This window comes from Clostridium sp. MF28 (assembly GCF_002969175.1).
In the GTDB taxonomy this organism is placed as follows: domain Bacteria; phylum Bacillota; class Clostridia; order Clostridiales; family Clostridiaceae; genus Clostridium; species Clostridium beijerinckii.
In genome coordinates this window covers 3,774,300-3,799,767 of record NZ_CP014331.1, presented here as the reverse complement: position 1 = coordinate 3,799,767, position 25,468 = coordinate 3,774,300, and the positions used below count along the sequence as shown (strand labels likewise).

At 30.3% G+C, this 25,468-nt stretch carries 22 protein-coding genes; 2 read left to right on the top strand and 20 right to left on the bottom strand.

Features of this window, described 5'->3' with window-relative positions; all coding sequences use genetic code 11:
- Positions 1–99: 99 nt before the first annotated feature.
- From AXY43_RS16580 to AXY43_RS16540, 9 genes are all read right to left on the bottom strand, one after another.
- Positions 100–1,596, bottom strand: coding sequence for an ABC transporter substrate-binding protein (locus AXY43_RS16580; RefSeq protein WP_105411832.1), 1,497 nt, complete (start codon positions 1,594–1,596; stop codon positions 100–102).
- A gap of 165 nt (positions 1,597–1,761) precedes the next feature.
- Positions 1,762–2,034, bottom strand: a complete 273-nt coding sequence (locus tag AXY43_RS16575; protein WP_017209848.1) for a hypothetical protein — start codon at positions 2,032–2,034, stop codon at positions 1,762–1,764.
- Positions 2,035–2,037: 3 nt separating this feature from the next.
- Complete coding sequence (ligA, locus tag AXY43_RS16570) at positions 2,038–4,029, bottom strand: NAD-dependent DNA ligase LigA (protein ID WP_105411831.1); 1,992 nt, start codon at positions 4,027–4,029, stop codon at positions 2,038–2,040.
- A 19-nt stretch (positions 4,030–4,048) separates the two neighbouring features.
- The gene (pcrA, locus tag AXY43_RS16565; RefSeq protein WP_023976010.1) at positions 4,049–6,316 is read right to left on the bottom strand and encodes a DNA helicase PcrA; all 2,268 of its coding nucleotides are present in this window, start codon (positions 6,314–6,316) and stop codon (positions 4,049–4,051) included.
- A 316-nt stretch (positions 6,317–6,632) separates the two neighbouring features.
- Entirely contained in the window at positions 6,633–8,243 is a 1,611-nt protein-coding gene (locus AXY43_RS16560; protein WP_031276413.1) for an IS1182 family transposase, read from the bottom strand.
- 186 nt (positions 8,244–8,429) lie between these two features.
- Positions 8,430–10,067 carry a methyl-accepting chemotaxis protein gene (locus AXY43_RS16555; protein WP_087703238.1) on the bottom strand — a complete coding sequence of 546 codons (1,638 nt, stop codon included), beginning with the start codon at positions 10,065–10,067 and terminating at the stop codon, positions 8,430–8,432.
- A gap of 179 nt (positions 10,068–10,246) precedes the next feature.
- Positions 10,247–10,468, bottom strand: coding sequence for a NifU family protein (locus AXY43_RS16550; protein WP_011967698.1), 222 nt, complete (start codon positions 10,466–10,468; stop codon positions 10,247–10,249).
- Between the two features lie 64 nt (positions 10,469–10,532).
- Positions 10,533–10,967: a MarR family transcriptional regulator gene (locus AXY43_RS16545; RefSeq protein WP_017209844.1), complete on the bottom strand. Its 435-nt coding sequence runs from the start codon at positions 10,965–10,967 to the stop codon at positions 10,533–10,535.
- Between the two features lie 135 nt (positions 10,968–11,102).
- Positions 11,103–11,447 (bottom strand): winged helix-turn-helix transcriptional regulator, encoded by a 345-nt coding sequence (locus AXY43_RS16540; protein WP_023976012.1) that lies wholly within the window; start codon positions 11,445–11,447, stop codon positions 11,103–11,105.
- 134 nt (positions 11,448–11,581) lie between these two features.
- Between AXY43_RS16540 and AXY43_RS16535 the strand changes: the two genes are divergently transcribed.
- Positions 11,582–12,247 (top strand): NAD(P)H-dependent oxidoreductase, encoded by a 666-nt coding sequence (locus tag AXY43_RS16535; RefSeq protein WP_105411830.1) that lies wholly within the window; start codon positions 11,582–11,584, stop codon positions 12,245–12,247.
- A 216-nt stretch (positions 12,248–12,463) separates the two neighbouring features.
- Positions 12,464–13,180 (top strand): pseudouridine synthase, encoded by a 717-nt coding sequence (locus tag AXY43_RS16530; protein ID WP_017209841.1) that lies wholly within the window; start codon positions 12,464–12,466, stop codon positions 13,178–13,180.
- 411 nt (positions 13,181–13,591) lie between these two features.
- On the opposite strand, the gene AXY43_RS16525 is transcribed toward AXY43_RS16530, so the two are convergent.
- The 11 genes from AXY43_RS16525 to AXY43_RS16475 form a co-directional block, all read right to left on the bottom strand.
- The gene (locus AXY43_RS16525; protein ID WP_105411829.1) at positions 13,592–14,404 is read right to left on the bottom strand and encodes a lytic transglycosylase domain-containing protein; all 813 of its coding nucleotides are present in this window, start codon (positions 14,402–14,404) and stop codon (positions 13,592–13,594) included.
- A gap of 46 nt (positions 14,405–14,450) precedes the next feature.
- Positions 14,451–16,856 carry a triple tyrosine motif-containing protein gene (locus tag AXY43_RS16520; RefSeq protein ID WP_023976015.1) on the bottom strand — a complete coding sequence of 802 codons (2,406 nt, stop codon included), beginning with the start codon at positions 16,854–16,856 and terminating at the stop codon, positions 14,451–14,453.
- A 251-nt stretch (positions 16,857–17,107) separates the two neighbouring features.
- Positions 17,108–17,539 (bottom strand): YaiI/YqxD family protein, encoded by a 432-nt coding sequence (locus AXY43_RS16515; RefSeq protein WP_017209838.1) that lies wholly within the window; start codon positions 17,537–17,539, stop codon positions 17,108–17,110.
- Positions 17,540–17,546: 7 nt separating this feature from the next.
- The gene (locus AXY43_RS16510; protein WP_017209837.1) at positions 17,547–18,896 is read right to left on the bottom strand and encodes a glucose-6-phosphate isomerase; all 1,350 of its coding nucleotides are present in this window, start codon (positions 18,894–18,896) and stop codon (positions 17,547–17,549) included.
- Between the two features lie 413 nt (positions 18,897–19,309).
- Positions 19,310–20,125, bottom strand: a complete 816-nt coding sequence (locus AXY43_RS16505) for an SDR family oxidoreductase (RefSeq protein ID WP_011967689.1) — start codon at positions 20,123–20,125, stop codon at positions 19,310–19,312.
- Positions 20,126–20,206: 81 nt separating this feature from the next.
- The gene (locus AXY43_RS16500; protein WP_031276098.1) at positions 20,207–20,575 is read right to left on the bottom strand and encodes a glucitol/sorbitol-specific PTS transporter subunit IIA; all 369 of its coding nucleotides are present in this window, start codon (positions 20,573–20,575) and stop codon (positions 20,207–20,209) included.
- 64 nt (positions 20,576–20,639) lie between these two features.
- Positions 20,640–21,320 (bottom strand): fructose-6-phosphate aldolase, encoded by a 681-nt coding sequence (locus AXY43_RS16495; RefSeq protein WP_023976017.1) that lies wholly within the window; start codon positions 21,318–21,320, stop codon positions 20,640–20,642.
- 116 nt (positions 21,321–21,436) lie between these two features.
- Positions 21,437–22,447 (bottom strand): PTS glucitol/sorbitol transporter subunit IIB, encoded by a 1,011-nt coding sequence (srlE, locus tag AXY43_RS16490; RefSeq protein WP_039771153.1) that lies wholly within the window; start codon positions 22,445–22,447, stop codon positions 21,437–21,439.
- Positions 22,448–22,464: 17 nt separating this feature from the next.
- Positions 22,465–23,013 (bottom strand): PTS glucitol/sorbitol transporter subunit IIC, encoded by a 549-nt coding sequence (gene srlA / locus AXY43_RS16485; RefSeq protein WP_017209833.1) that lies wholly within the window; start codon positions 23,011–23,013, stop codon positions 22,465–22,467.
- 15 nt (positions 23,014–23,028) lie between these two features.
- The gene (locus tag AXY43_RS16480) at positions 23,029–23,481 is read right to left on the bottom strand and encodes a transcriptional regulator GutM (protein WP_023976019.1); all 453 of its coding nucleotides are present in this window, start codon (positions 23,479–23,481) and stop codon (positions 23,029–23,031) included.
- 14 nt (positions 23,482–23,495) lie between these two features.
- Positions 23,496–25,421: a BglG family transcription antiterminator gene (locus tag AXY43_RS16475; protein WP_023976020.1), complete on the bottom strand. Its 1,926-nt coding sequence runs from the start codon at positions 25,419–25,421 to the stop codon at positions 23,496–23,498.
- Positions 25,422–25,468 lie beyond the last annotated feature (47 nt).

Below are 25,468 nucleotides of genomic sequence, written 5' to 3'. Positions count from 1 at the left end.
TAAATCAAAATATAAGATTTACATATAAGGATAGTTATAATACGTTGTATTGAAAACATATGCTCTAGACAATTATTAATCTTAGCCATAAGACTATTCCTATTGGATTGTAGCAAAATTTATATTACCATTTCCATCTAATTTTAGATCTGATATCTTATCAGAAATTGCTATATTTTCATTATAAAACACCAACGGAAGAATATCGTAGTTATCAAATAGATTTTCTTCTAAGTTTGAATAATCTCCACTATTCTTAGTGCTTAATAACTTTTCCAACAATTTATTCTGGTCTTCAGTTAGATATTTTTTAAAGTTATTATAAAAATCTGTTTTGTCAGATGAATTGGCATTATTATTAACCAAAATCATATCGTATCTTTTTTTCAATTCTTCATCTTCGAATTCTTCTTTTACTAAACTATATTTTATTGTTATATTTGTATTATTTTTAAACCAGTCTTCGATTGTTCTACATAAGATTCTATTCTCATCAGTATCTTCACATAGTAATGTTAATATCTTAGGTTTGTTCCATTCACCTTCTTTATTGCTAATAACTTTCCTTGCTTGCAATTTTGTTAGGTCCTGTTTATCCTCCCTAAAAAAACTTCCCTCTGCAAGTTCAAATTCTTTATTATTTGAATTTTGATACGATTCTGTAGCTTTACATACATCATTATAAATATCTCTTCTTCCTTGAAGAGGAATAGAGTTACTTTTACTGTTAATGACTAAATATGTTCCTTTTGTTTCTGGAAGTGTTATTAATTTTTTCTGCTCTGATAATTTATTAAGTTCACTTTCTGGTGGATTTATTACAATATCCCTTTCTTTGACTTCATATGATGCCATAGATGTTTCTACACTATCATCATTTAATATTTTAATAGTATCTATACCACTTTTATTATTATTCTCATTTCTTTTTAAGACAACCTGATCTTTGTTAAATGAATCAATCTTATAATCACCAGAGTAAATTAGTGTACTATAACTATTTTTCATATTACGCCACATTATTAAATATTTTCTTAGTGTATACTGTGGTTTGGTCAATTCACTTAAGAAATTATCATCCGCTTTATTCAATCTAATGATAACAGAATTCTCATTTCCTTTTATTGCAACTCCAGTTTCATATACAACTTTCCCATCTCTGAATTCTTTTGCTCCATAAACATTAAGCAATGCCTGTATATTTTCTTCATCTTCTTCTTTAAGTAGCTCTTTAAAAAAAGTTGCTATATCATTTGGAGTTATTTTACTTCCGTCACTCCAAAAAATATCATCTCTAATTTTAAACTCATATTGAATGCCATCCTTGCTTTTTGTAATTTCACTTGCCAAAGATGGTACTATTTTATTATCCATATCTTTAGAAACCAGCCCTTTGCTTACTGCACATATAATATCCTCATGGCGTTTAGATAAATTAGTAACCTTTTCTAAGTCTTCTGGAATCTCATTTATACCATAACTTATTGTTTCTTGCGAATCATCAGTAGATAAATTGTTACTTTCTTTGTTCACAAACCCTAAACAAAATAATATTATAAAACTTAACATAATTGCATAGAAAAAAATTCTTTTCATAATTACACCCTTTGCCTTAATTTATATTAAGAATTATTCCCACAATTTACTTTGCCTAATCAAAAAACTGACTCAAATATTTTTAAATAACTTCGAGTCAGTTTCTTAATTAAAAACTTCTGCCGCAAATCAACAGCTGCTAAGTTCGTTTTAATCAATATTTTATTACTTAATTAAATTTATCATAAAGAAAATTAAAGATATTGATATTAAAAAACTTAAGATACAATATACTATTCTCTTTTTTCCTGTCTCGTTAATAAGAAACCTAATTGCTAAGATTGCCATAGTGATACAGACTCCAAGTTGTATCGGTAAGTATGAATTAAAAATCTGGCCAACATAATAAAATTGATATGTTGTCAAAAAAGTACAAATTATTAAGATGCTTGTTATAAAAGCTGATATAAATTCAAGCAAATTTATTAATTTTTTCATACTCTACCTCCTTAGCATTTCTTCAAACTCATCTTCTGAAAGGATCTTTACTCCTAATTCCTCTGCTTTAGTTAATTTGGATCCTGCAGCTTCCCCTGCTATTACATAATCCGTTTTTTTACTAACACTTCCTGCAACCTTTGCTCCTAAGCTTTCAAGTTTATCTTTTATCTCAGTTCTAGAATAATTCTTAAGTGAACCAGTTGCAACAACAGTCTTTCCTTCAAAAGCACTTGCTATTACTTCTTTTTCTTCATATTTAGGACTAACACCTAAAGCTAATAATTCTTCAATTGTTTGTAAGACCTTTTCCTCTTTAAAGAAAGACATAACCCCTTGAGCAACTATATCTCCGACATCCTGAACTCCAACAAGTTCTTCAAAGGTTGCATTTTTCAAGCCTTCTATAGATTTAAATCTGCTAACTAAATCTTTTGCAGTCTTTACTCCTACATTTGGAATTCCTAAAGCATATATAAATGCGTATAACTCACAATCTTTACTTTTTTCGATAGCTTCCAGAAGATTTTGTGCTTTCTTAGCTGCAAACTTTTCTAATCCTATTAAATCCTCTTCTTTCAGTTTATACAAATCAGAAATAGATTTAATATTAAGTTTTTCAAATAATTGTTCCGCTGTTCTTTCTGAAAAACCAGCTATATTCATTGCTTCTCTTGAAGCATAATGAACTATAGTTTTAACTAATTGAGGCTTACAAGATAGCGTGTTTTCACAAAAATAATGAGCCCCATTTAACACTAAATGACTGCCACAAGCAGGACAAACTTCTGGAACTGTTATTTCCTCTGAACCTTCTAAAGATTCTGGTACTATCCCCATTATCTCTGGTATAACATCGTTACTTCTTCGCACAAATACTTCTGCACCAATTCTAACACCTTTTCTCGCAATATCATCCATATTATTTAAAGTCGCTCTTTTAACAGTAACGCCTGCAAGTTCCACTTGCTCTAATATTGCTGTTGGCCCAACTCTACCACTTCTTCCAACATTCCATTCAACATCTAAAAGTTTAGTTGTTGCTTCTTGGGCTTCAAATTTAAATGCAATCGCCCATTTAGGGAACTTTACTGTATATCCTATCAATTCTCTTGTTCTAATATCATCTATTGCAATTACTAATCCATCTATATCATAATTTAAATCAAATCTAATATCTCTTACATAATTTATCTCTTTCTCAATTTCTTCTATAGACGTACATACCCTTATATAATCATCAACAGGGAGCCCTTGCTGTTTTATAAACTCCATCATTTCCATATAAGTTTTAAATGGAGTTCCTTCTTTATAGCCTACATCATAAAAGAAAGCCGAAAGATTCCTTCGTGCAGTTTCCTTTACATTTAAGTTTCTTAAAGCACCTGCAGCCCCATTTCTTAAGTTCTTTAGTGGTGTATCAGAAGTCTCATTATATTTATTAAACGCTTCTTGCGTCATAATAGCTTCTCCATGAACTTCTAAAATATCATTGCTATTAATTTTAAGTGGAATTGATTTTATTGTTTTGACCTGTGCTGTAACTTCTTCACCGACACTTCCTGTTCCTCTTGTTGCAGCTATTTCAAGTATACCTTCAGTATTATATGTTAAGTTAATTGTTAACCCATCGAATTTCTTTGTAACAACATACTTTAGATCAGGCAGATTTTCTCCTCTACCCCGAGCCTCTTCTACAAACTTAACATTTCTATTATGCCAATCTATAATTTCTTGCAAACTTTGCGCTTTATCTAAGCTCCAAAGCCTTGCTTTATGTGTATACTTCCTAAATCCTTCTAGCACTACATCCCCAACTCTTAATGTAGGCGAATAAGGAAGTACATATCCCGTTTCTCTTTCTAGTTCTTGAAGTTCGTAGTATTTTTCATCATAGTCCTTGTCGCTTACAGATGGACTATCTAAAGAATAATATTCATATGAATATCTATTTAACTTTTCAACAAGTTCTTTTATTCTTTCAATCTTATCCATATTGGCCTCCAAATCTCCACTAAATCATTTTAAGTTTTGCAAAAGATAATAATAATGACTTAACCCCTTGTTTATCGAACGCAACCGTTAATTTCTTATCGTTACCTGAATCCTGGATAGCCACAATTGTTCCTTTTCCAAACTTTTCATGAATTACTTTTCTTCCAAGGGTTGCTTCACTAACAGATATATATTCTTTAGCCATTTCATTCATAGTACTTCTATCAATTACATTATTAATACCGCCATTATTAAGAGTATATGCTCTATTGCCTGTAACACTATTTCTTAAACTGTGTGGATTAGTGTAGGAATTACTTTGCATAAGCTTTTCCCTGCTTTTAGCACTTTCCTTTTTAACTCCAACATATTCTTTTAAGTCTGGCTTTATTTCATTAATAAAGTCAGATTGAGGATATGCTACTGTTTTACCAAATACTCTCCTAACCTCTGCCGAAGTCATAAACAATGTCTGTTTTGCTCTAGTTATACCAACATAACATAATCTTCTTGACTCTTCCATCTCTGATTCTTTTTCAAATGACGCATTCCCTGGAAAAATACCATTTTCCATACCAACCATAAATACAACGGGGAACTCCAACCCCTTTGCACTATGGATTGTCATTAATACTACTGCATCATCTTCCTCTTCAATCTTATCCGTATCCTGAACTAGAGAAACTCTCTCTAAATAAGCAGATAACGATTTGTCTTCATTGTTCTTTTCAAAATCAGCTGCATCTGAAACAAGCTCTTTTAAATTTTCAATTCTACTCTTGTCTTCAATTTCATTTGATTCCTGTAATTGTTTTAGATATCCAGTATCTTTTAATATTGATTCAATAAGTACTGAAACAGGGACTGTCTCACTGAGTTCCATGAAATTTTCCATGAGCGCAACAAAAGGTTCAATTGTTGAAACATTTCTTGACGTTAATGTTGGAATGCTCCTTACTTCAGCTAATGCGTCCCATAAATCAAACTCAAAGCTGCTTGCAAATTCTTGAACCTTTGCAACAGTTGCATCACCAATGCTCCTCTTAGGTACATTTATTATTCTTCTAATGCTAATATCATCTTGAGGATTAACAATAACTTTTAAATATGCTAATACATCTTTTATCTCTTTTCTGTCATAGAATCTTGTGCCTCCTACTATTTTATAAGGGACTCCCTTCCTTCTAAAACTTTCTTCAAAAATTCTCGACTGAGCATTTGTTCTGTATAGTATAGCAAAGTCATTGTAATTTTTATCTTCTTTATTCTTTATATCTAAGATTTGTTTACTAACAAAATCTCCTTCATCACTATCAGCATAGGCCCTATATATTTTGATTTTATTTCCTGGTTCTTGTTCAGTCCTTAATACTTTGCTTTTTCTATTTGCATTATTAACAATTACCACATTAGCTGCGCTTAGTATATTTCCTTTTGATCTATAATTTTGTTCTAGCTTAATTACTTTAGCTCCCGGATAATCTTTTTCAAAATCCAGTATATTTTGAATATCCGCGCCTCTCCACTGGTAAATACACTGATCGTCATCTCCAACAACACATATGTTCTTATATTTTGAAGCAAGTAATTTAACCAACTCATATTGAGCGCCATTAGTATCCTGATACTCATCAACCATTATATATTTAAATTTATTTTGGTAAAACTCCAATACTTCAGGGTTATTTTTGAAAAGCTCAACTGTTTTGAAAATTAAATCATCAAAATCCAACGCGTTGTTTTCTTTTAATCTCTTTTGGTACATTTCATAAACATCTGCAATTTTCTTTTCCCTAAAGTTAGCTTCATTTTCTAACATAAAGCTTCTAACACTTTGCATTCTATCTTTAGCTTTTCCTATCTTCCCCATTATCTCTTGTTCTGTTATATCTTTATCATTAATATTAAGTGTTTTCATGCACTCTTTAACTAATGTCTTTTGATCTGAGCTATCGTATATAGTAAAGCTACTCTTGTAGCCTATCTTATCTATCTCTCTTCTTAGTATCCTAACACAAGTTGAATGGAAAGTGGATATCCACATATTTTCTGCTCTTTCACCAATAAGTGCCTTAACTCTATCCTTCATTTCCTTTGCTGCCTTATTTGTAAAAGTAATAGCTAATATACTATAAGGTGCAATATCTAAATCTTCAATCATGTGTGCCATTCTATGTGTCAAAACTCTTGTTTTACCTGAACCAGCTCCAGCTAAAATAAGTACCTGCCCATCAATTGTAGTTGCCCCTTCATATTGTTCTTTATTAAGTAATGATTTTAAATCCATTTACTTATTCCTCCTTTCCCAATCCTTAAATATTATACCATATGTGCTTATGTTTAAATCATTAACCTAACTAAAATATTATTTTAATTGCCTATATTTAAACTTATATTCTCGGTTAGTCTATATCTACTTAGCCAAATTATAAATTTTTAGGAACAAAAGGGAGTGTCGCAAAATGATTAAATTTTAATCAGGAGCGATGCTCCTTTTCGGTTTAAGCCAGCAAATCTCCAAATATTTGAAATACAATATTAATTATTTAAAGAATTCTGATTTTTAAGCACACTAAAATAAGCCTAGTTAATTTATTCCATAATTAGGCAGTAGGTTTCAATTCATGAAGATGATTCTGAGTTTTTTCATTTTGTATTTTTGAATGTAATTTGTTAATATTATAACCAAAACAAAGCAAAATAAATTCAGTTTGAACGCTATTTTTTCCACGTGTTAAAAATCTATTGAATTCATAATCACTTTTTAGAACTCCAAATGCTCCTTCGACCTGAATAGATCTATTCATTCTTAATTTAGTTCCAAATTCAGTTGTAATATTTTTATAGGATATTTCACGCTTTTCCACAAAAGTTTTTGAAACCTGCATTTTTCTATTTCCTTTTGCTTTTGTGCATTTTACTTTGTAATCGCAATTATCACAGTTTTCGCATTCATACACAGTTACTTCTGATTTGTATCCACTTGCGGATTTTCTATAAATAATAGAGGTAGGTATTAATTTTCTATTGTTATGACAAATATAAAAATCCGATTCAGCATCATATTTCATATTTTCGCGCTTACTTATATCATTTTTAAAACTTCTTTTTTTCCACTTCTCATAAGTTTGTGGTTTTATATAAGGAGTTTGCTTATTTGATTCTAAGAATAAATAGTTTTCTTCGCTTTCATAACCTGAGTCTGCAATTATATTAAGATATTTACGACCGATTTTTTCTTTCATATTATTAAGCATAGGTATTAATGTTGCTATATCATTTCTATCATCAAATATTCCGACGCCGGTTACGTATTCACTTTCAACTGCGATTTGCACATTATATGCAGGTTTTAATTGACTATTTCTCATATGATCATCTTTCATATGCATGAAAGTTGCGTCTGGATCAGTTTTAGAATAACTATTTCTTTTTGAAAATATTTTTTTACTCAAATTATATTTTTCTTCTCTCTCTTTATATTCAGATAGTTGCTCTGTCCACTTTTGAATTTTGGTTTTTCTTTTACCAATTCCATGAACAAACTCTATGTTTCTTTTCTTTTTTTCATATTCAAGCCATTGAAGAATTTTATCAATATCATCTATTAATGTTTCTTTCTGAACAGTAAATTTTTTTAATTCTCCAAGGTTAATATTTTCTAAAAGAACAAGAATTTTATCAAACATTTTTTCTTCATTTTTTAAAATAGTTTTTTTCCAAACAAATGTATAACGATTAGCATTCGCTTCGATTTTAGTACCATCAATAAATGCATTTTCAAATAGTATTTCATTTTGATTTGCTAAATAATTAACTTGTTGATAAAATAAATCTTCAATTACCTCATTTGAAATATAGTCTTTACGAAATCTACTGATTGTAGCATGATCCGGTGCCTTATAACATTGAAGTAACCACTTAAAATTTATATCTCTTTTGCATGCTTTTTCGATTTTCCTGCTTGAATAAATATTTTGAGAATAAGCATATGATATTATTTTGAACATAATTTTAGGTTCCACTGCCGGTTTTCTTCCAACGGAAGAGTACGCCTTATACAACTTCGTGTAATCTAATCCCTCCAATACATGGCTTAGCAAGCGGACTGAATCATCTGATGGTATTAAATTTTCTAGATTTAATGGTAATATAAGTTGAAAATTATCATTAATCTCAGTATAATCTTTATTGTGTAATTTGGTTTTTAGCATAAGTAAATTATACAATGAATGTGAGTTCTTCGGAATTCACATTTTTTATATCTAAAAAAATGAGCCGCTACAAAACTAACTATGTTAGTTTTGCAACAGCCCCACTCACGCATTACTTAGTAATTTAATACTTTTACTCATCACATATTAATCACTCTAACTTTTATAATTCAACAATATAAGAAACTATATTCTAAAGTTTAAGATGTCTTTTTCTAATACCGATGAAATATTAACTAGTTTTTTTGCTGTGATAGAAAATTCATTTGTTATAGCTGCTTGCTCTTCTGTAGCGGCTGTAACCTCTTCTGAAAGGGCTGATATTTCTTGCGATTTTGAAGCTATATTTTCAACTGTATTTAAGATCTTATTTCTTCCTTTCATAGTTTCTTGAAGTACCACATGAACCATATTAATATCACTAGGAATATTATTAACCTTGCTAATAACTCCTTTAAATGAGGTTGTTACAGTATTAATATCACTTTTACTTTCTTCTACTATTTTAGTTACGACTTCTGTAGTATTAGAAACATCGTGAGTCTCTTTCATAACTGTATTTATTAATTGAGTTATGCTTTTTGATGAATTTAATACTTCTTCTGCAAGCTTTCGTATTTCTTCTGCCACTACTGAAAATCCTTTTCCAGCCTCCCCTGCTCTTGCTGCCTCAATGGATGCATTTAATGCTAAAAGATTAGTTTGTTTTGCAACTCCATTTATAACATCAACTATGGAATTAATCTGAGATATAGTGCTATCTAAATTTTCAACCTTTGCTCTTGATACTGAAAATGAATTTAACATATCATCGATAGTGTTCGCTAGCTTATTTATAGTTTCTACTCCCTTATTTGTATCCTCTTTTATTACCTTTCCACCATCAGCTAATAATGTCAATTTATTATCCACATTATCTAAATCTACTGAAAAACTTTCTAATAAGCTAACAGCATCTTCTAACGCTTCTGCTTGCTTTATACCTTCTTGAGATACGCTAGTTACTGAAGTTGCGATTTCTTCACTAGAGGATGCTACAGTGCTGCCGCCAATTTCAATATCCTTTGATAGTTTAGCCAAACTTTCTGATATTACTTTTGTTTTTCTAACAAGCTCCCTCATGCTCTTTCTAGTTTTACTACTTGCAGCTGCTAATTTTCCTATTTCGTCTTTACCTGTAATTTTATATTCTGCTGTAAAATCTCCATTTCCTGCTTTTTCAATAACATCCTTAATAATTTCTATAGGTTTCGCAATCCGCTTTCCTATATATACTCCTGCAACAGCTGCTAATATCAATACTACTATTGCATAAATTATACTTTTTATAATAGTGCTTCTAATAGACTTTTGCATGTTATCAACAGAAATTCCAATTGAAAGAGCGTATCCTATATCATCTCCGTCTTTGACAGGAACTGTTACATTATATGCAGGAGTCCCCTTCCATTCGTACATATATGCTCCTGTATCACCTTTAAATACTGCATCTAATCCTGTTGAATCAATCTTCTCTCCAATTGATTCCTTCGATGTTCCTGCAACAAGAGTTTTATCACTTGATATTACACCTATGTAGCATAATTCTCCATCTGAATATTTATATGTTTGATCTATTATTCCCTGTATTTTATCTGTATTTGTAACTCCTACACTTTCTATATTTGCTTTTATATTATTAACTAAAATTATTCCATCTGCTTTCATTTGGTTTTGTATTCCATTTACCATTTGGTATGAAAAGAAAGTTATACAAATTAAAGTTATTATTGCTGCTATTAAAACAAAATTAAAGATTAATCTTTTTCTTATTGAATTAAACATATTACCCCTCCCTAATATTTTAGTATCTACCTTAATATCTTAATTATAATTTCTATATGTTTTTTATATTTCATTTAGTACCCGAAACGAATCTTTTCAGCACATACTTCGTTCGCGTACGAAGTATGTGCCAACTTTAAAAACATTTTATTTACATTAACTTATAAAACTCTTTAGTTTTACACTCCTATGACTTCTGTAACTCCAGGAACCTCTTCCTTTAATTTTTGCTCAATAATCATTTTTATTGTCATCATTGCTCCTGGACAATTTCCACAAGCCCCTTGCATTTTTACACTTACAACTCCATCGTTGCTCACATCAACTAATTCAACGTCTCCTCCGTCTCTTTGTAGCATTGGTCTAATTTTATCTAGTGATTTCATTATTAATTCTTTCATATTCTACACTCCTTCTCTTATATCCTTCGTACGCGTACGAATTATCTATTTTAAAAAAATGCCTTTAGAGCATTTTTATTATATTTTTAAGAGCTTTATCTATATTATCTTCAAAGACCTTTTTTTCATCTTCACCAAAATCTTTTAATATTATATCTAGAAATTCTCTTTCCATAACTTGAAGTTTTTGCTTTATAACTACAGCTTCAGGAGTCAAACTTATATATACACTTCTCTTATCTTCGCTACACATGCACTTGTTTATTAACCCCTGACTCTCATACTTATTTATAATGTCAGATAAAGATGATTTTGATATTTTCCATGTGCTTGCTATTTCATTAAAAAGCAACTTCGAACCATCTTCAGGTAATATATCAAATAGTGCTGCGTGATTTTGCAATATAGGTAGTCGCTCATCCTTTATTTTTTTTGTCAAAAATTTGTTGGATGCTTCAACAATTATACTCATTCTTCCAACGATACATTTGTTTTTCATTTTTACCACCTCGTTCGTTCGGGTACGAATTAATTATAGAATCCTTATATTTTTTTGTCAATGCTTTTTTTATTTTATTATAGATTTAAATTTTTATTCTCATTAAAACGCTAATTAAATATCTAATTTCTTTTTTCAAGACCTTAATTCCGATTGATAATTCAGCCCCCAATCATACATAGATTTAATTATCGGTGACATAGACTGGCCAAGAACCGTCAACTCATATTCGACTCTTGGAGGAACTTCCGCATAAACTGTACGTTTTAATATTTTATCTCTTTCAAGTTCACGCAATTGAAGTGTTAATGTTCTGTGTGTAACATTTGGAATCAATTTCTTTAATTCATTAAATCGTTTCTTGCCACCTAATAAACGATATAAAATAATCCCCTTCCACTTACCACTAATTATATTTAGTGTTGTCTCTACTGGGCATGGATGGTTAGGACAATCTGGATATATAACTTGTTCATGCATACTTTTCGCTCCTTTAGTATAAAATAGATACTTAGGTAAGTTCATTTATATTATATATCAAATTTGTGCGTACTTCAATGAAGTATCCAAGTGTGTTAGACTTAACTTATACTTAGATAAGAGGTGATTTTTAAATGAATAACAAAAATAAAGAAATTATAGATGCATTTCAATTTCGTCATGCTTGTAAGCAATTCGACCCCACAAAAACAGTATCTGAAGAAGATTTTAATACTATATTAGAAGCTGGGCGCCTTTCTCCAAGTTCATTCGGTTTTGAACCTTGGAAGTTCCTTGTCATTCAAAATAAATCTCTTAAAGAAAATTTATTTTCTGTATCTTGGGGAGCTCAGAATAGCTTTAATGGAGCTAGTCACTTTGTAATTCTTCTTGCTCGTAAAAAAGTTGATACAATTTATAATTCTGAATATATAACTAAAATTATGTCTGAAGTTCAAAATCTTCCTGAAGATGTAGCCAATCAAAGAAAATCGGCTTTTGAAAGCTTTGAGAAGAATGATTTCAATTTACTTGAAAGTGACCGTACAATTTTTGACTGGGCAAGTAAACAAACTTACATTGCTCTAGCAAACATGCTAACTGTTGCAGCTTTCTTACAAATTGATTCATGCCCAATTGAAGGATTTAATATTGAAAAAGTTGAAGAAATTCTTAAGAATGAAGGTATTTTAGATACTGAACACTTTGGTGTTTCAGTTATGGCTAGCTTTGGATACCGCGCTAAAGAACCACATAAAAAAACAAGACAGCCATTAAATTCTATTGTACAGTGGATATAAATCCATTGAAAGAAAACCATGCATATGAAATAATTTCATTTATGCATGGTTTTCTTTTATAAATATTATAATTTGTATAAATCCTACTAATTTTATTAAAAATAAAAATGAAGTAGATAAATTACAAGTTATATATCCATGTGTTAAGATATTTATTATTATGGTACAATAAATCAATGTATAAATTAAAGCAAACAAACGATTGGAGTGAATAATTTGGAAAGATTAGATAAAATAATTTCTAATTTAGGATACGGAAGCAGAAAAGATGTTAAATCTTTTGCCAAAAAAGGAATTATAGAAGTTGATGGTCTAATAGTAAAAGATAGCGCCATGCTTGTTGATCCTGAAAAATCTGTTATAAAAATTAATGGTGAAGAGGTACTATATCGTAAATACATATATCTAATGATGAATAAACCAGATGGAGTTATATCAGCTACCCATGATAATAGAGATGAAACCGTTATTGATTTATTAAACCTAGAACATCAGGTTTTTGACCCATTTCCTATTGGTAGATTAGATAAAGATACTGTTGGATTATTGTTATTAACCAATGATGGTGAATTAAACCATAGATTGATTTCACCTAAATGGCATGTCGATAAAGTATATTATGCTGAAATAGATAAAAGCGTTGATGAAAAAGATATAAAAGCTTTTAAGGATGGAATTACCTTAGATGATGGGTACAAATGTTTAGAAGCTAAGCTTGAGATATTATCAAGCAATAACGATGGATCTGAAATAAGACTTACAATTCAAGAAGGTAAATTCCACCAAGTAAAAAGAATGTTTGAAGCGGTTGGGAAAAAGGTAACTTATCTTAAACGAGAAGAGTTCGGTGGGTTATTATTAGATCCAGATTTAGAAGAAGGCGAATATAGAGAATTAACAGATGAAGAATTAAGCCTTTTAAAGAGCTATTAACGAATATTAAATAATTTTGCAATAAAATAATTCATTTCTTTCAAAAATATTCACATTTTTTATTAAATCACTTGCATTATTAATAATAATACCCTATAATATTCTTGCAAGGATAAATAAAAGGAATATATAGCCCCCTTTTTATTTATTGCTTATTGCTTATTGCTAAAGCGCAACCTAGCCCCAAGGGTTGCGTTTTTTATTATGGTCTTTTGAAAACATTTACCTAACATTTGAATACGATAACAAAATAAATTTAACTTAAAAATGTACATATTGTTAACAATATTAACAAACAGCAAAGAAACTGCATGAAAAAAGTCATCTAAATGTTACTGATGGTTTTTTTGATGCAGTTTTTATATGATTATAATTATTTTATCCCTTAAAAAATCTAGAATGTAAAACATCCTAGATTCCATTTCTATAGTACCCCATTACCTTCGGAACATAGTTCTGAGTTTCCTGTGGCATTTTATATAAGTCAGAAGCTGATGATACGCCTCTTCTTTGCATAGTTCCAGGTCCTCCATTGTATGCCATAAGAGCCAACTCTGAACTTCCATTGTATTTATCTAAATATTCTTTAAGCAACTTAGTTCCACCGTTAACATTTTGCTCAACATCATATCCATCAGTTATCCCTAAATGTGAAAAATTCTCTGGCATTATCTGCATTAATCCAGCAGCTCCGACACCAGATGTTGAATTAGGATCAAAATCAGACTCCTGCTTAATTACAGCTAATATTAGATTGGGATCTACTCCATATTTTTTAGCTGCATCATCTACAGCCGAATATATTTTCTTAATATCAGCTCCACTTTTATTAGATAATGCAGATTCAGAATTTCTTGTAAAACCTATATAATTATTAGTTAAAACCATTGGTATTTCCTCTAAGTTTTGTCCTGTTACATATGTTTGTCCTACTCTAGCTGCATTATTTAAATTTATATTCTCTTTTGAATTTACTTTCTCACTGTTGGTTGTTTCACTTTTTACTTCCTTTGTATTCCCATTTGATTCAGCATTACCATTTTCTTTAGATTTTTTTGATGATTCCAAAAGATTTTTCATAACTAGCTGAAATGCTAAATCTTTTTCACCACTCGTACTATTGCTAGAATCAGAATCTGAATCATTTGTTACTTGTCCATTGCTTAGCATATTCATTGCTAATAATTGCTCATTTGACATTTTATCTAAACCGTCTATCGCCATACTTAAACAACCTTTCTCTAAAATTTATCCTATGTTTATTTTCGAGTTATCCTTTTAAACCTTTAACATAAAATGTTACTTCAGCATAATCCTCGTAACTAACTTTTTTATAATAACTTTTGGCTAAAGCTAAAATCTTATATTTTCCTTGAGTAAATGGCATAAAGCTATAATAATGCTTTCTACTATATGCTTGTACCTTTCTCCACTCATTATTCTCCATTAAATAAAATTCATAACAAACATTTTTCCCGCCTCTACTTATAGCTTCAAATGTAAGTTCCTCATTTACATGCCCCTCTAGCGTATTTGCTATTATATTAGTTTCTATTACAGGAGACGCCTCACTTACATACAAGTTTATCTGCTTCTTAGAATCATACTCACTAGTACATCTAACATTCTTAGCATAAACTTCTATAGTGTATTTACCAGCAGTTTTAGGTATAAATCTCAACCTTTTATTTTTTGAGAACTCTGTTTTCTCAATAGAATGTCCATTAATTTTAGTTTCATATTTCAATAAAGTATTCTGTGTATTTTGAACAATGCATTCAAACTCCACAGCTTCCCCAATCAAATGTGTTTCCTTATAAGGTAATATTATATAATCTATTTCACCCGGTAGATATTCTAGTGCCTTCAAATATATAACTGTTTGGGCATCATAAGATTTATCTGAGTACTTATCCTTAAGTCTTATTTCTACTTCATACTCTCCTGCCTGGTTAGGAATAAAATTTATCCAGTTAGATTTATTATAATCTACTCCCTCTAACCTTCTTCCATCTTTTCTAATTGTGAATGCATATTGGAGCTTTACTCCACCTTCAGCATTTACCGTTATACCAACTGGCTCCCCAACAATAATCTTCTTTTCTTTATCAACTACAATATCTAAAATCTTTACTGGCTTTTCACTCTTTTTCTCTATATTAAATGTAATTCTTTTTAAATCCTCATATTCACCTTTATAAGTAATATCCTTAACATAAAGTATAATGTCATATTCTCCAGCTTCAGATGGTTTCCATACAAATTCACTCTTTTCTATAAAGCCTGTGTCCTCTTTAATGGGTCCATTAACCTGATATCTATATATAACTTTGTTTCCACCTTCTATTTCTGAAGCAAACTTTATACTACTTCCACTTATATTAGGAGAATTCGAATCGGCTACAAAATTATTAATCTTAATCGTTTTATATGGTTTAACACCGTATACCAAAATAGCTCTATCATCATATTCTTTATTTGAAAATATACTTTTTACAAGACATAAAATTCTGTAGCTACCCGCTTCTGTTTCCTTATAATACACATTATTTTTGGTTGAATAGTCTTGTATACAAATTGATTTTCCATCTTTATATATTTTATAAAATTTATATAGTAATACGATATCTTCATTACTAACAGATTCTTCAATATTTGTTTCTACTATAAAACCAAGCTTTTCTCCAGCTATTAATGAGTTATTTAAACATTTAAAATTGGTTATTTCTACTTTATCAATTTCTCTTACTTTTAGTGTGATAATTCTATGGTCTTCAAAGGTTTCAGTGGAATCCATTCTTTTACACTGAATTAAAAATTCTTTATTTCCAGACTCGTTTGCTGTATATTTTAAAATATTACTTTTATCATAATCCTTAATTATATCCCATTCATTATTCTTTTTTATATAATATCTATATAAATATACATTCTCATCATCTGTCTTTACCTCAACACAACATTTTTCTCCAACTTTTATTTCCTCTTTATCTATACGGATATCTTTTATAAAACTCGGTTCTATTTGAGCATTGTTTTCAATTAATATTTTATTTAAAACTTCTTCATTATATTGAGTATTATCTACTATATCTTCAACTTCTTTGGTATCATTAGAAGATGATATTTCTTCACCAGCATAGCTATTTGATATTACAACTTCTTTTTCTGCTCTAGAAATTTCTTTAACTTCAAGAAACACCACATTGTCTTCTATACTATTCATTGCCTCTTTAAATTCAATATTGCATAAAATAGGATCTTCTTTTTCAGACGCTAGCAAATTACTTTCTTTATCATTGCAAGCGCTTTTAATTTCTTCATCATTAGTAACATATTGAATACTAGTCTCTTTATCCACAGTATTACTCACTTCCTCTGTCACTATAGAATAGTCCTCTTTGGCTAAATAGTCTAAAGGTTTTTTTCCATCCCTCTCTCTGGCTTGTACCATAACCATATACTCCCCTTCTCTTTTAGGCTTCCATATGCAATAATTTTTTTCTGAAAATTCTTGTATAGTATTCCAAACCCCACCTTTGCCAACAATAAATTTATATTCTAAGTTTTCTATTTCCCCATCTATTTTACCAGATATATTTATCTCCGTGCCAATTTTTTGCGGTGTTTGCTTATCAAAAGCTATCTCAACATACTTTAACTGAAGTTCCTCCATAAATTCATACTCCTCTCATACCAATTCTCAAAATGACCCTTATTATTATATTATACATTTATACCATTTTTTGTAAATAACTTCAGTTTATTTTTTATTTGATTATATCATAAATGCTTATATAAACTCATATATTAGTAAGATTGTTTTTAACAAAACCCTCCAGTCACACTTAAAATAATATCCAAAATATAAATTTATAATTTTTTACCGCATAAAAATAGAAGCTCTTATCTAAGCTTCTAAAATTATCAACTAGTTATAAGTTTTAATAAGTTTTTTTCCAGTCTAATATTATCTTCGTCAGTTCTTTTTTTGGGGTTAGAGGTCTTTCCTCCACTCCTTCTTATTTTCTGCGATATATGTCTTTCTTCCAATAATCTATCTATGTTTTTCTCATCATATATATATCCCTTAGGGTTTATTACTTTCGCTTTCTTAGATAGACATATCGCAGCCACACCATAGTCCTGAGACACAATTATGTCACCTTCTTTAGTTTCATTCATTACATACATATCTACACTTTGAAATCCACTATCAACAACTTTAACTACAGAATAATTGCTCTGTATAAAATGATGAATATCACAATAAATTATCACTGGAATATTGTGTTCTTTTGCCGCTTTTTCAATAATGGAGATGCCTGGACAGGCATCTCCATCAATAATAATCTTCATAATTAAACTAAAGTCTCTTTTCTAGTTCAGCCTTCATATCTTCATATCCTGGCTTTCCTAGTAAAGCAAACATATTCTTTTTATAAGCTTCAACACCTGGTTGATTAAATGGATTTATTGCTAAAAGATATCCACTTATTCCACAAGCCTTTTCAAAGAAATAAACCATGTATCCAAAATAATATGCTGAAATTTCTGGTACACTTAATACCATATTAGGAACTCCACCGTCATTGTGAGCTAATAGTGTTCCTTCAAATGCTTTCTTATTAACGAAATCCATAGTCTTTCCAGCTAAGAAATTTAATCCATCTAAGTCATTATCAGCTTCTTCTATATTTATTTCATATTTTGGTTTTTCAATATTTACAACTGTTTCAAACATTATTCTTCTTCCATCTTGGATATATTGACCCATTGAGTGAAGATCTGTTGAAAAATCTACTGCTGCTGGGAATAATCCTTTATGATCTTTACCTTCTGATTCTCCGTATAATTGTTTCCACCATTCGTTGAAATAATGAAGTGATGGTTCGTAATTTACTAATACTTCAATTGATGCTCCTTTATTATATAAAGCATTTCTAGCTGCTGCATATTTATAAGCGTCATTTTCTTTAATTGATGGTACTGAATAAGCTGTTCTTGCATCTGCAGCACCTTTCATCATTTCATCAATATCGATTCCAGCCGCAGCTATAGGCAATAATCCAACCGCTGTTAATACTGTAAATCTTCCTCCAACATCATCTGGAACTACAAAAGTTTCATATCCTTCTGAATCAGCTAATGTCTTTAAAGCACCTCTAGCTTTATCAGTTGTTGCATATATTCTCTTTCTTGCTTCTTCTACACCATATTTCTTTTCTAAATATGATTTTAAAATTCTAAATGCAATTGCTGGTTCTGTAGTTGTACCTGATTTTGAAATTACATTTAAACTTACATCTTTTCCTTCAATTACTTGTAGAAGTTCTGCCATATATGTTGAACTTATATTATTTCCAGCAAAAAATATTTGTGGAACTTTTCTCTTATCACTTCCTAATACATTATGGAAATTATTTGTCAACATTTCAATAGCTGCTCTAGCTCCAAGATATGATCCACCTATTCCAATAACTATTAAAACATCAGAGTCTGATTTAATCTTTTCTGCTGCCTTTTTAATTCTTGCAAATTCTTCTTTATCATAATTTACAGGAAGGTCTACCCAACCTAAAAAATCATTACCTGCGCCTGTTTTATTGTGTAAATCTTCATGAACAGCTTTAACCATGCTTTCCATATTTTCAAGTTCTGCTTCTTCTAAATAAGGAGAAACTTTTGATAAGTCTAGTGATATACCTTTATTCATTCTTCTATCCTACCTCCATATATAACTAAAAATAATTTTATTATTCAATTATATCATAAATTCTCAATATCTCATCTTTGCTTTTAACTTTTTTACAAATAATATATCAAATAATAACCTGAAATTAATCTTATTTAATCTTTACTCGGTTCTATTTTTTCTAATTGTATGAATTAATATTCATCTTATCCTTATTGATATCAACTTATTTTTAATGCTTGCCATAACATATTGTTTATTAAATATCAATCATTTTTAAAATTTTAAAAGAGAAAACTAAGTTTTCTCTTCATAAAATGTAAATTATATATTTTTCAATTATTAAAATCTAGATAACTTTGTTAATTTTTTAACTTTGTTCTATGCTAATTGGCCAGATAATTAAACTTATTCTGTACTAATATCGTTTTTATTTAACCTCTTGTTTTTCCCCCAGCAATATTGTAAGTAACTCCATGAATATAACTTGCTCTATCACTAGCTAAATAGCAAACTAAATCTGCAACTTCTGAAAGCTTTCCTGATCTTCCTAATGGAGTTGTTGAAGTTTTACTATATCCTGCTCTTAATTCTTCTACAGTAATTCCTCTAGTATAAGCTAACGCTGTCTCATATTCTAAAGTTCTGAGTCCTGTAGCTTCTAAAATCCCTGGCGCAACTCCGATAACTCTTATACCTAATTTCCCCAGCTCCTTTGCCCATGAGCGAGTCAAAGAATTTACTGCATTCTTACTTGCTGCATAAACACTTTGCCCCTCAGATCCTTCCAATCCGCTTTCAGAAGACATATTTATAATAACCCCTTTTCCTTGACTTGCCATCTCTCTTGCAGCTACTTGAGCACATAGAAATACACCTTTTACATTTACATTCATAACTTTATCCCAAACATTTTCATCTAACTCAAATTTTCCTTTTGGTTCTTTTTTATCAACTAGTAATCTAGGAATATTAATACCTGCATTATTTACAATTATATCAATAGTTCCAGTAATCTCTTTAGCCTTCTCAATCATTTTTTCTACGCTATCTCTATCTGCAACATTAGTAACTATATATTCCATATGTCCATTATGATCATCAAATTCAGGTTTGTTTGGATTCATATCACAAACAACTACATTTGCACCATTATTTAAAAACTCTTGTGCAACTGCCTTACCAATACCAGATGCTCCCCCTGTTACAATTGCTGTTTTTCCTTCTAAATTAAGCCATGTATTTTTCATAAAAATTCCTCCTGATTATTTAACTTCATTATTTAATGCCATTTTATTATCATTTCGATTTCATATAAATTTTAGATATAATTATGCTAATATAAATATTTCACTTCCTATTTTGAGTTTAGGAATTTCTTTTTTCTCCACACAAATTGTCCCTGATAAAGTAGGTACTTTAGAACCATTAAACGCAACAGTTATATGTCCTAAACTCACTAGATTCTTCTCAGCCACATCTCCAACAGCTGTTATTTCAAAAGCCATTCCATCAATCATAAATACTTGTCCAGGTTTAATTGTTTCTTTAACTTCCTTTATATTAATAGAGTAACAGTAATCTGCTAGTGTATCTGGTGCATTATCTCCAAAAAATATTATCATTCCTTCTTCTAAGAATGTTTCTGCTAAATCTCCTAAGGCTTTTACTTTATTTTCATAGATTATCTTACTACTCATAGATGCTTTCATCCCTTCAAATATATTTCTTTGTAAAATTATTATTTATTCTAAGCTACTTATATTATCGGCAATTTAACATGGTATTACCTTGACCACATAATATTTCAAAATCTTTTTTAAAGTTCTCTACAGCTACATCCACGCAATCGTTTTTAATTAAACCTTCGATTACATCAGGTGAAATTGTAGCCGCTCCAATTCCATTCTTGCATAATTCTAATACTTGTTGTGAATTCTTAAAACTAGCTGCTAATACTTCTGTTTTTAAATTGTTTTTCTCAAAAATATCGTGAATGTCTTTTGCCACTTGAACACCATTTGCTCCCAAATTATCAATTCGGTTTACATATGGAGCAGCATATTGAGCACCTGCTTTTCCAGCTAGATATGCTTGCATTTGAGTATATATAGCGGTAGCAGTAACATTAATTTCTTCTTTTCTAAGAATTTTTATAACCTTTAACCCCTCTCTAGTTACAGGTATCTTTACATAAGTATTTTTACCTAGCTCTTTAATAATTTTATGTGCTTCTTTAAGCATACCTTCTGAACTTTCAGAAATCACCTGTACATGTAATTCCGAGTTTTCTCCAATAAATTCACGTATTTCTCTTAATATTTCATACGGCTGTTTTCCATACTTATACAAAATACTCGGATTACTAGTTACACCATCAATTGGGAATATGCTGAAAACATCTTTTATTTTTTCAATATTTACATCATCAATAATTAATTTCACTATGGATAACCCTCCTTTTATTCCACTCCTTGCATCTAAATCAGCAATGTATTTTCCTTGGTGCAATTGAGCAATTCATAAGAACCACTCAATCGCAATTAAATAAATTTTATAGTTTATTGATACAATCCTATACTTGCAACCCATGCAACTGCTACTCTAGGTACACCAATCATGAAACGTGAATACAATACAGATGGAACACCAACCTCTACTGTTTCTGGTTCTGCTTCAGCTAGACCTAAACCTACTGGAATAAAGTCACATGCACATTGTGTATTAATAGCGAATAATGCTGGTAATGCTAAGCTTGGAGGAATAGTCCCTTTACCTATTTCAACACCAATTAAAGTACCTACGATTTGTGCTATAACTGCACCTGGTCCAAGTAATGCTGATAATAGAGGAATAGAGCATATGAATCCAAGAATCATAAGTCCAATTCCGTTTCCTGCTAATGGTACTAATATTTTAGCGAACCAATTACCAAATCCCGAACCTTGTATAATTCCTATTAGCATCGCAACAAATGCCATGAATGGTAATATTGTTGTAATCATTGATTGAACTGCATCACGGCCTGCTTGGTATAGTGTATTTACAACTTTACCTGCTCCCATACCAATTTTTTGGACAATGCTAGATTTACTGTTTTCAGCCAAACTTTGTGATACTTTCTTATCCGCACTATATTTAAATTCTCTTTTTCCTTCCTCAGGCGCTTTTGTGCTCTTTATAGGTTCTGCACCTGAATCTGCTAAAGAGATTTGATTTAAACCAACTGCAGATACATAGATGTCTTCTGTAATGAATTTTGCTAAAGGCCCACTTTTACCTACTGGCATAACATTTATTGTCGGAATTCTCTTTTGTGGGTATATTCCACAGCGAAGTGTTCCACCACAATCAATAATAACTAAGAAAATTTGTTCCTCTGGTACAGATGTTTTAAATCCATTTACCGCTTTACATCCTGTTAAGCTAACAATCTTTTCTACAATTTCAGGTTCAGCTCCACCACCTGTAATATATAATAATGTATCTTTTCCTTCTTCAGGTTTTACTGTAAGTGGACCGCCAAAACCTCCACTGCCTTTTACAATTTTAATTGCATTATATTTTTCCATATGAATACCCTCCTAAACTAATTTGCCTTAAGTTGATTACTTAATTCAATACCTTGTTGTCTCATAACAATCTTTGTAGTAAAATCAGTTACCCATCCTGCAAAGAAATTCATTACTAAACCTACTAATAAATAACGAAGTCCTAAAGCTGTTGGATCAAGGCCAAGAGTTGTAATACCATTTGCAATACCTAGGTAAATGAATATTTCACCTACATTAATATGAGGAAAAATACCGCTGTTTGTGTGACAATGATACGATGCTGATGCATAGTAGCTTGGTTTCATTCTTTCAGGAAGAAATTTCCCCATTGATAATGCCATTGGATTACCTAACATAAAGGCTGATAAGAATGGCAAAACTCCATAAGCTAATATAACATTTTTAGATGCAAACTTTGCAAACCTGTCAACTTTATCTTGTCCAATAAGAGCAATTATTGAATTCATAAAAACTAAAAGTAATAATACCTTTGGGATAATTCCTGTTACCCAACTAACAAATGTATTTCCACCAACTTCAAATAAATACATAAATCCTTTTGCAAAATAAACAATTGCGTCCATATTAATATCTCCTTTCTAATTGTGAGCTTTTAATTTTTTAGCTGTAAAAATATTACCTAATCTTTGTAATGGACTTTGAGGCTCTACAACTTCGCCACCGCCCATAATAACGTTATAATTGGAAGAGGCTTCTAGTACTGCTTTGGTTAATGGTTTAGCTAAGTTCTTACAATCTGCTTGAGTTAATATACCAACATCTTTTCCTTCAAATCCGTTTAGTTTCTTGACCCTTGCAAGTACTGTTATTCCTTGCATATAACCCCCTTCAAGTATAATTCCATTTTGATCGATAGCAAACATTGCAATACATCCAGCACGGAAACCACCTTTTACTTTACCAATGGCAACTCTTCCTCTTCTTCGCAATTTACTATAGTAAGCCGTGAAACTTTTCATTTGAGCAAATGTTAGTATATATTGGAGTATAAATGCAATTCCAAAGCATATAATCAAAAACCAAAAATTCATCATAAACCTCCTACTTATAAATCAAATATATCGTTTTCTTTTGTGAAATGTAAAATTAATTCTCTATAACCTTTTACCTTTGAAAGAGACTCAATAGTATTCTTATCATTAGCAATAGCTATAATTTCATCATAAATTTTAACCAAGAGTGTATCATCCCTAGTTTGTTCTGGAAGTCCTACCAAAAATACTAGTTTTCTTTGATTGTTTTCTCCAGCCTTTTCTGGAATTATTCCTAGACTGACTACTATTTCATCATTTTCATAATTGATAGTATGAGGAAATGCTATAGATTCATTAAAAATCATCGTAGACTTTTCTTCTCTTTTTCTTATTCTTTCCTTAAATCCATCATCTACATAACCTTTTGAGTATAGATTATCAATCATATGATCAACATTTTCTAAATAACTCAATTGATTATCCAAGATAAAGAAGGTATCTTCATCTAAAATACTTAGTAATATAGAATCCATTCCCTGCATGGATGGCATGTCTAATTTATCTATATACTTAATACTTTTTATTCTTTTCTTCAGCGCTTCTTCATCAAATATTTTCTCTAAACATATTACAGTAGCTGTTGTCTTAAAGTTAGCTTGGACAGTAGATAGAACTAAATTATACTTATCTAATATTTCACTAGTAACTGTGCTATCTGAATACAAATCTATAACTGTGTTCGCATCAAAAATACCTTTTAATTGACTAGCAACCAACCTAGCTGTAACTCTTCCAGTTCCGCATATAACTGCAACTTTGTATATTTTACTTTTTTCTATTTGCTGTTCTGAAATAAAAACTCCAAAGTATGCTGCTATAAATCCAACTTCATCTTGTGTCATTTTTACATCAAGACTTTTCTCAATAACATCTCGCGCTAATTCTGCCATTTTATAAGCTACTTTATATTTTTTCCTAATCTCATCTACTATAGGATTATGAATATGGACCCCATACTTTAAACGATTTACCAAGAAGGCCATATGGTATACAAAATCTTTCAAGATATCATCTAGCGTAATATTTAAACCCATGTCATATTTAATGCGCTCTAATATATGATTTACTAAATTTGATACTTCTTCTGTAATTTCAACATGCGGTGAAATCCCTTCTATGTTAGTCGGAGTATTCATTCCTATAATCGGCAATGCTAAGAAAATTCTTTCTTTAATTGGAATACTTATAGTAAGCCTTTTTTCAACTGCATCTGATATAGTATTTACCAATGTAAATTCCCAACTTCTTAATAATTCACCATATTTCTCGCTTAATGTATTGATTGTATGTCCATTTAAAAGGCGATCTAAAGTTACAACTAGGGAATGTATGAAAGATTCAAATGTCGTTGTATCGAACTGATATTGATCCGTTATCTCTTTTACTAAATCAATAACATCTTCATCTAATTCGTATTCTCCATAAATCATTTCATAAAGGTTCTCAAGTACAAGAAACCTTATATTTAATTCTGTACCTTTTAAGGCTAGTCCATTATTTGTTTTCCCTATAATTTTTAAATCGTAGTTATTAAGTATCTCTCTCATTTTCTTTAAATCACTTATTACTGTGGTTCTTCCGACATTCATCTCACACGCTAGGTCATCAGTTAAATATGGCTCTTCACTATTCATAAGCTTATATAAAATAAATGCCATTCTTCTTTGAGGTGAATTAAGAAATTCTTTTTGGTTATATATATTAGTCTTAATCTCCTCAAATTTGCTATTATCAATAATATAAATTTTATATATTCCTTGCTTATTATCAATTAGCGCAGATCCTTTTAATAAACTATTCAACTCTTTTACATCATTTTTAACGGTTTTTGAGCTAACCTCAAATTTTTCAGCAATGGCGTCAACAGAAATGGAATGTCTTCGTTCAATTAATTTTAGAATTCTTGTCGAACGGTTTTCAGTATAAAAATACTTCATTTTTGCCTCCTTGAAAAGAATCAATACTTATTAATTCATTTAAATTA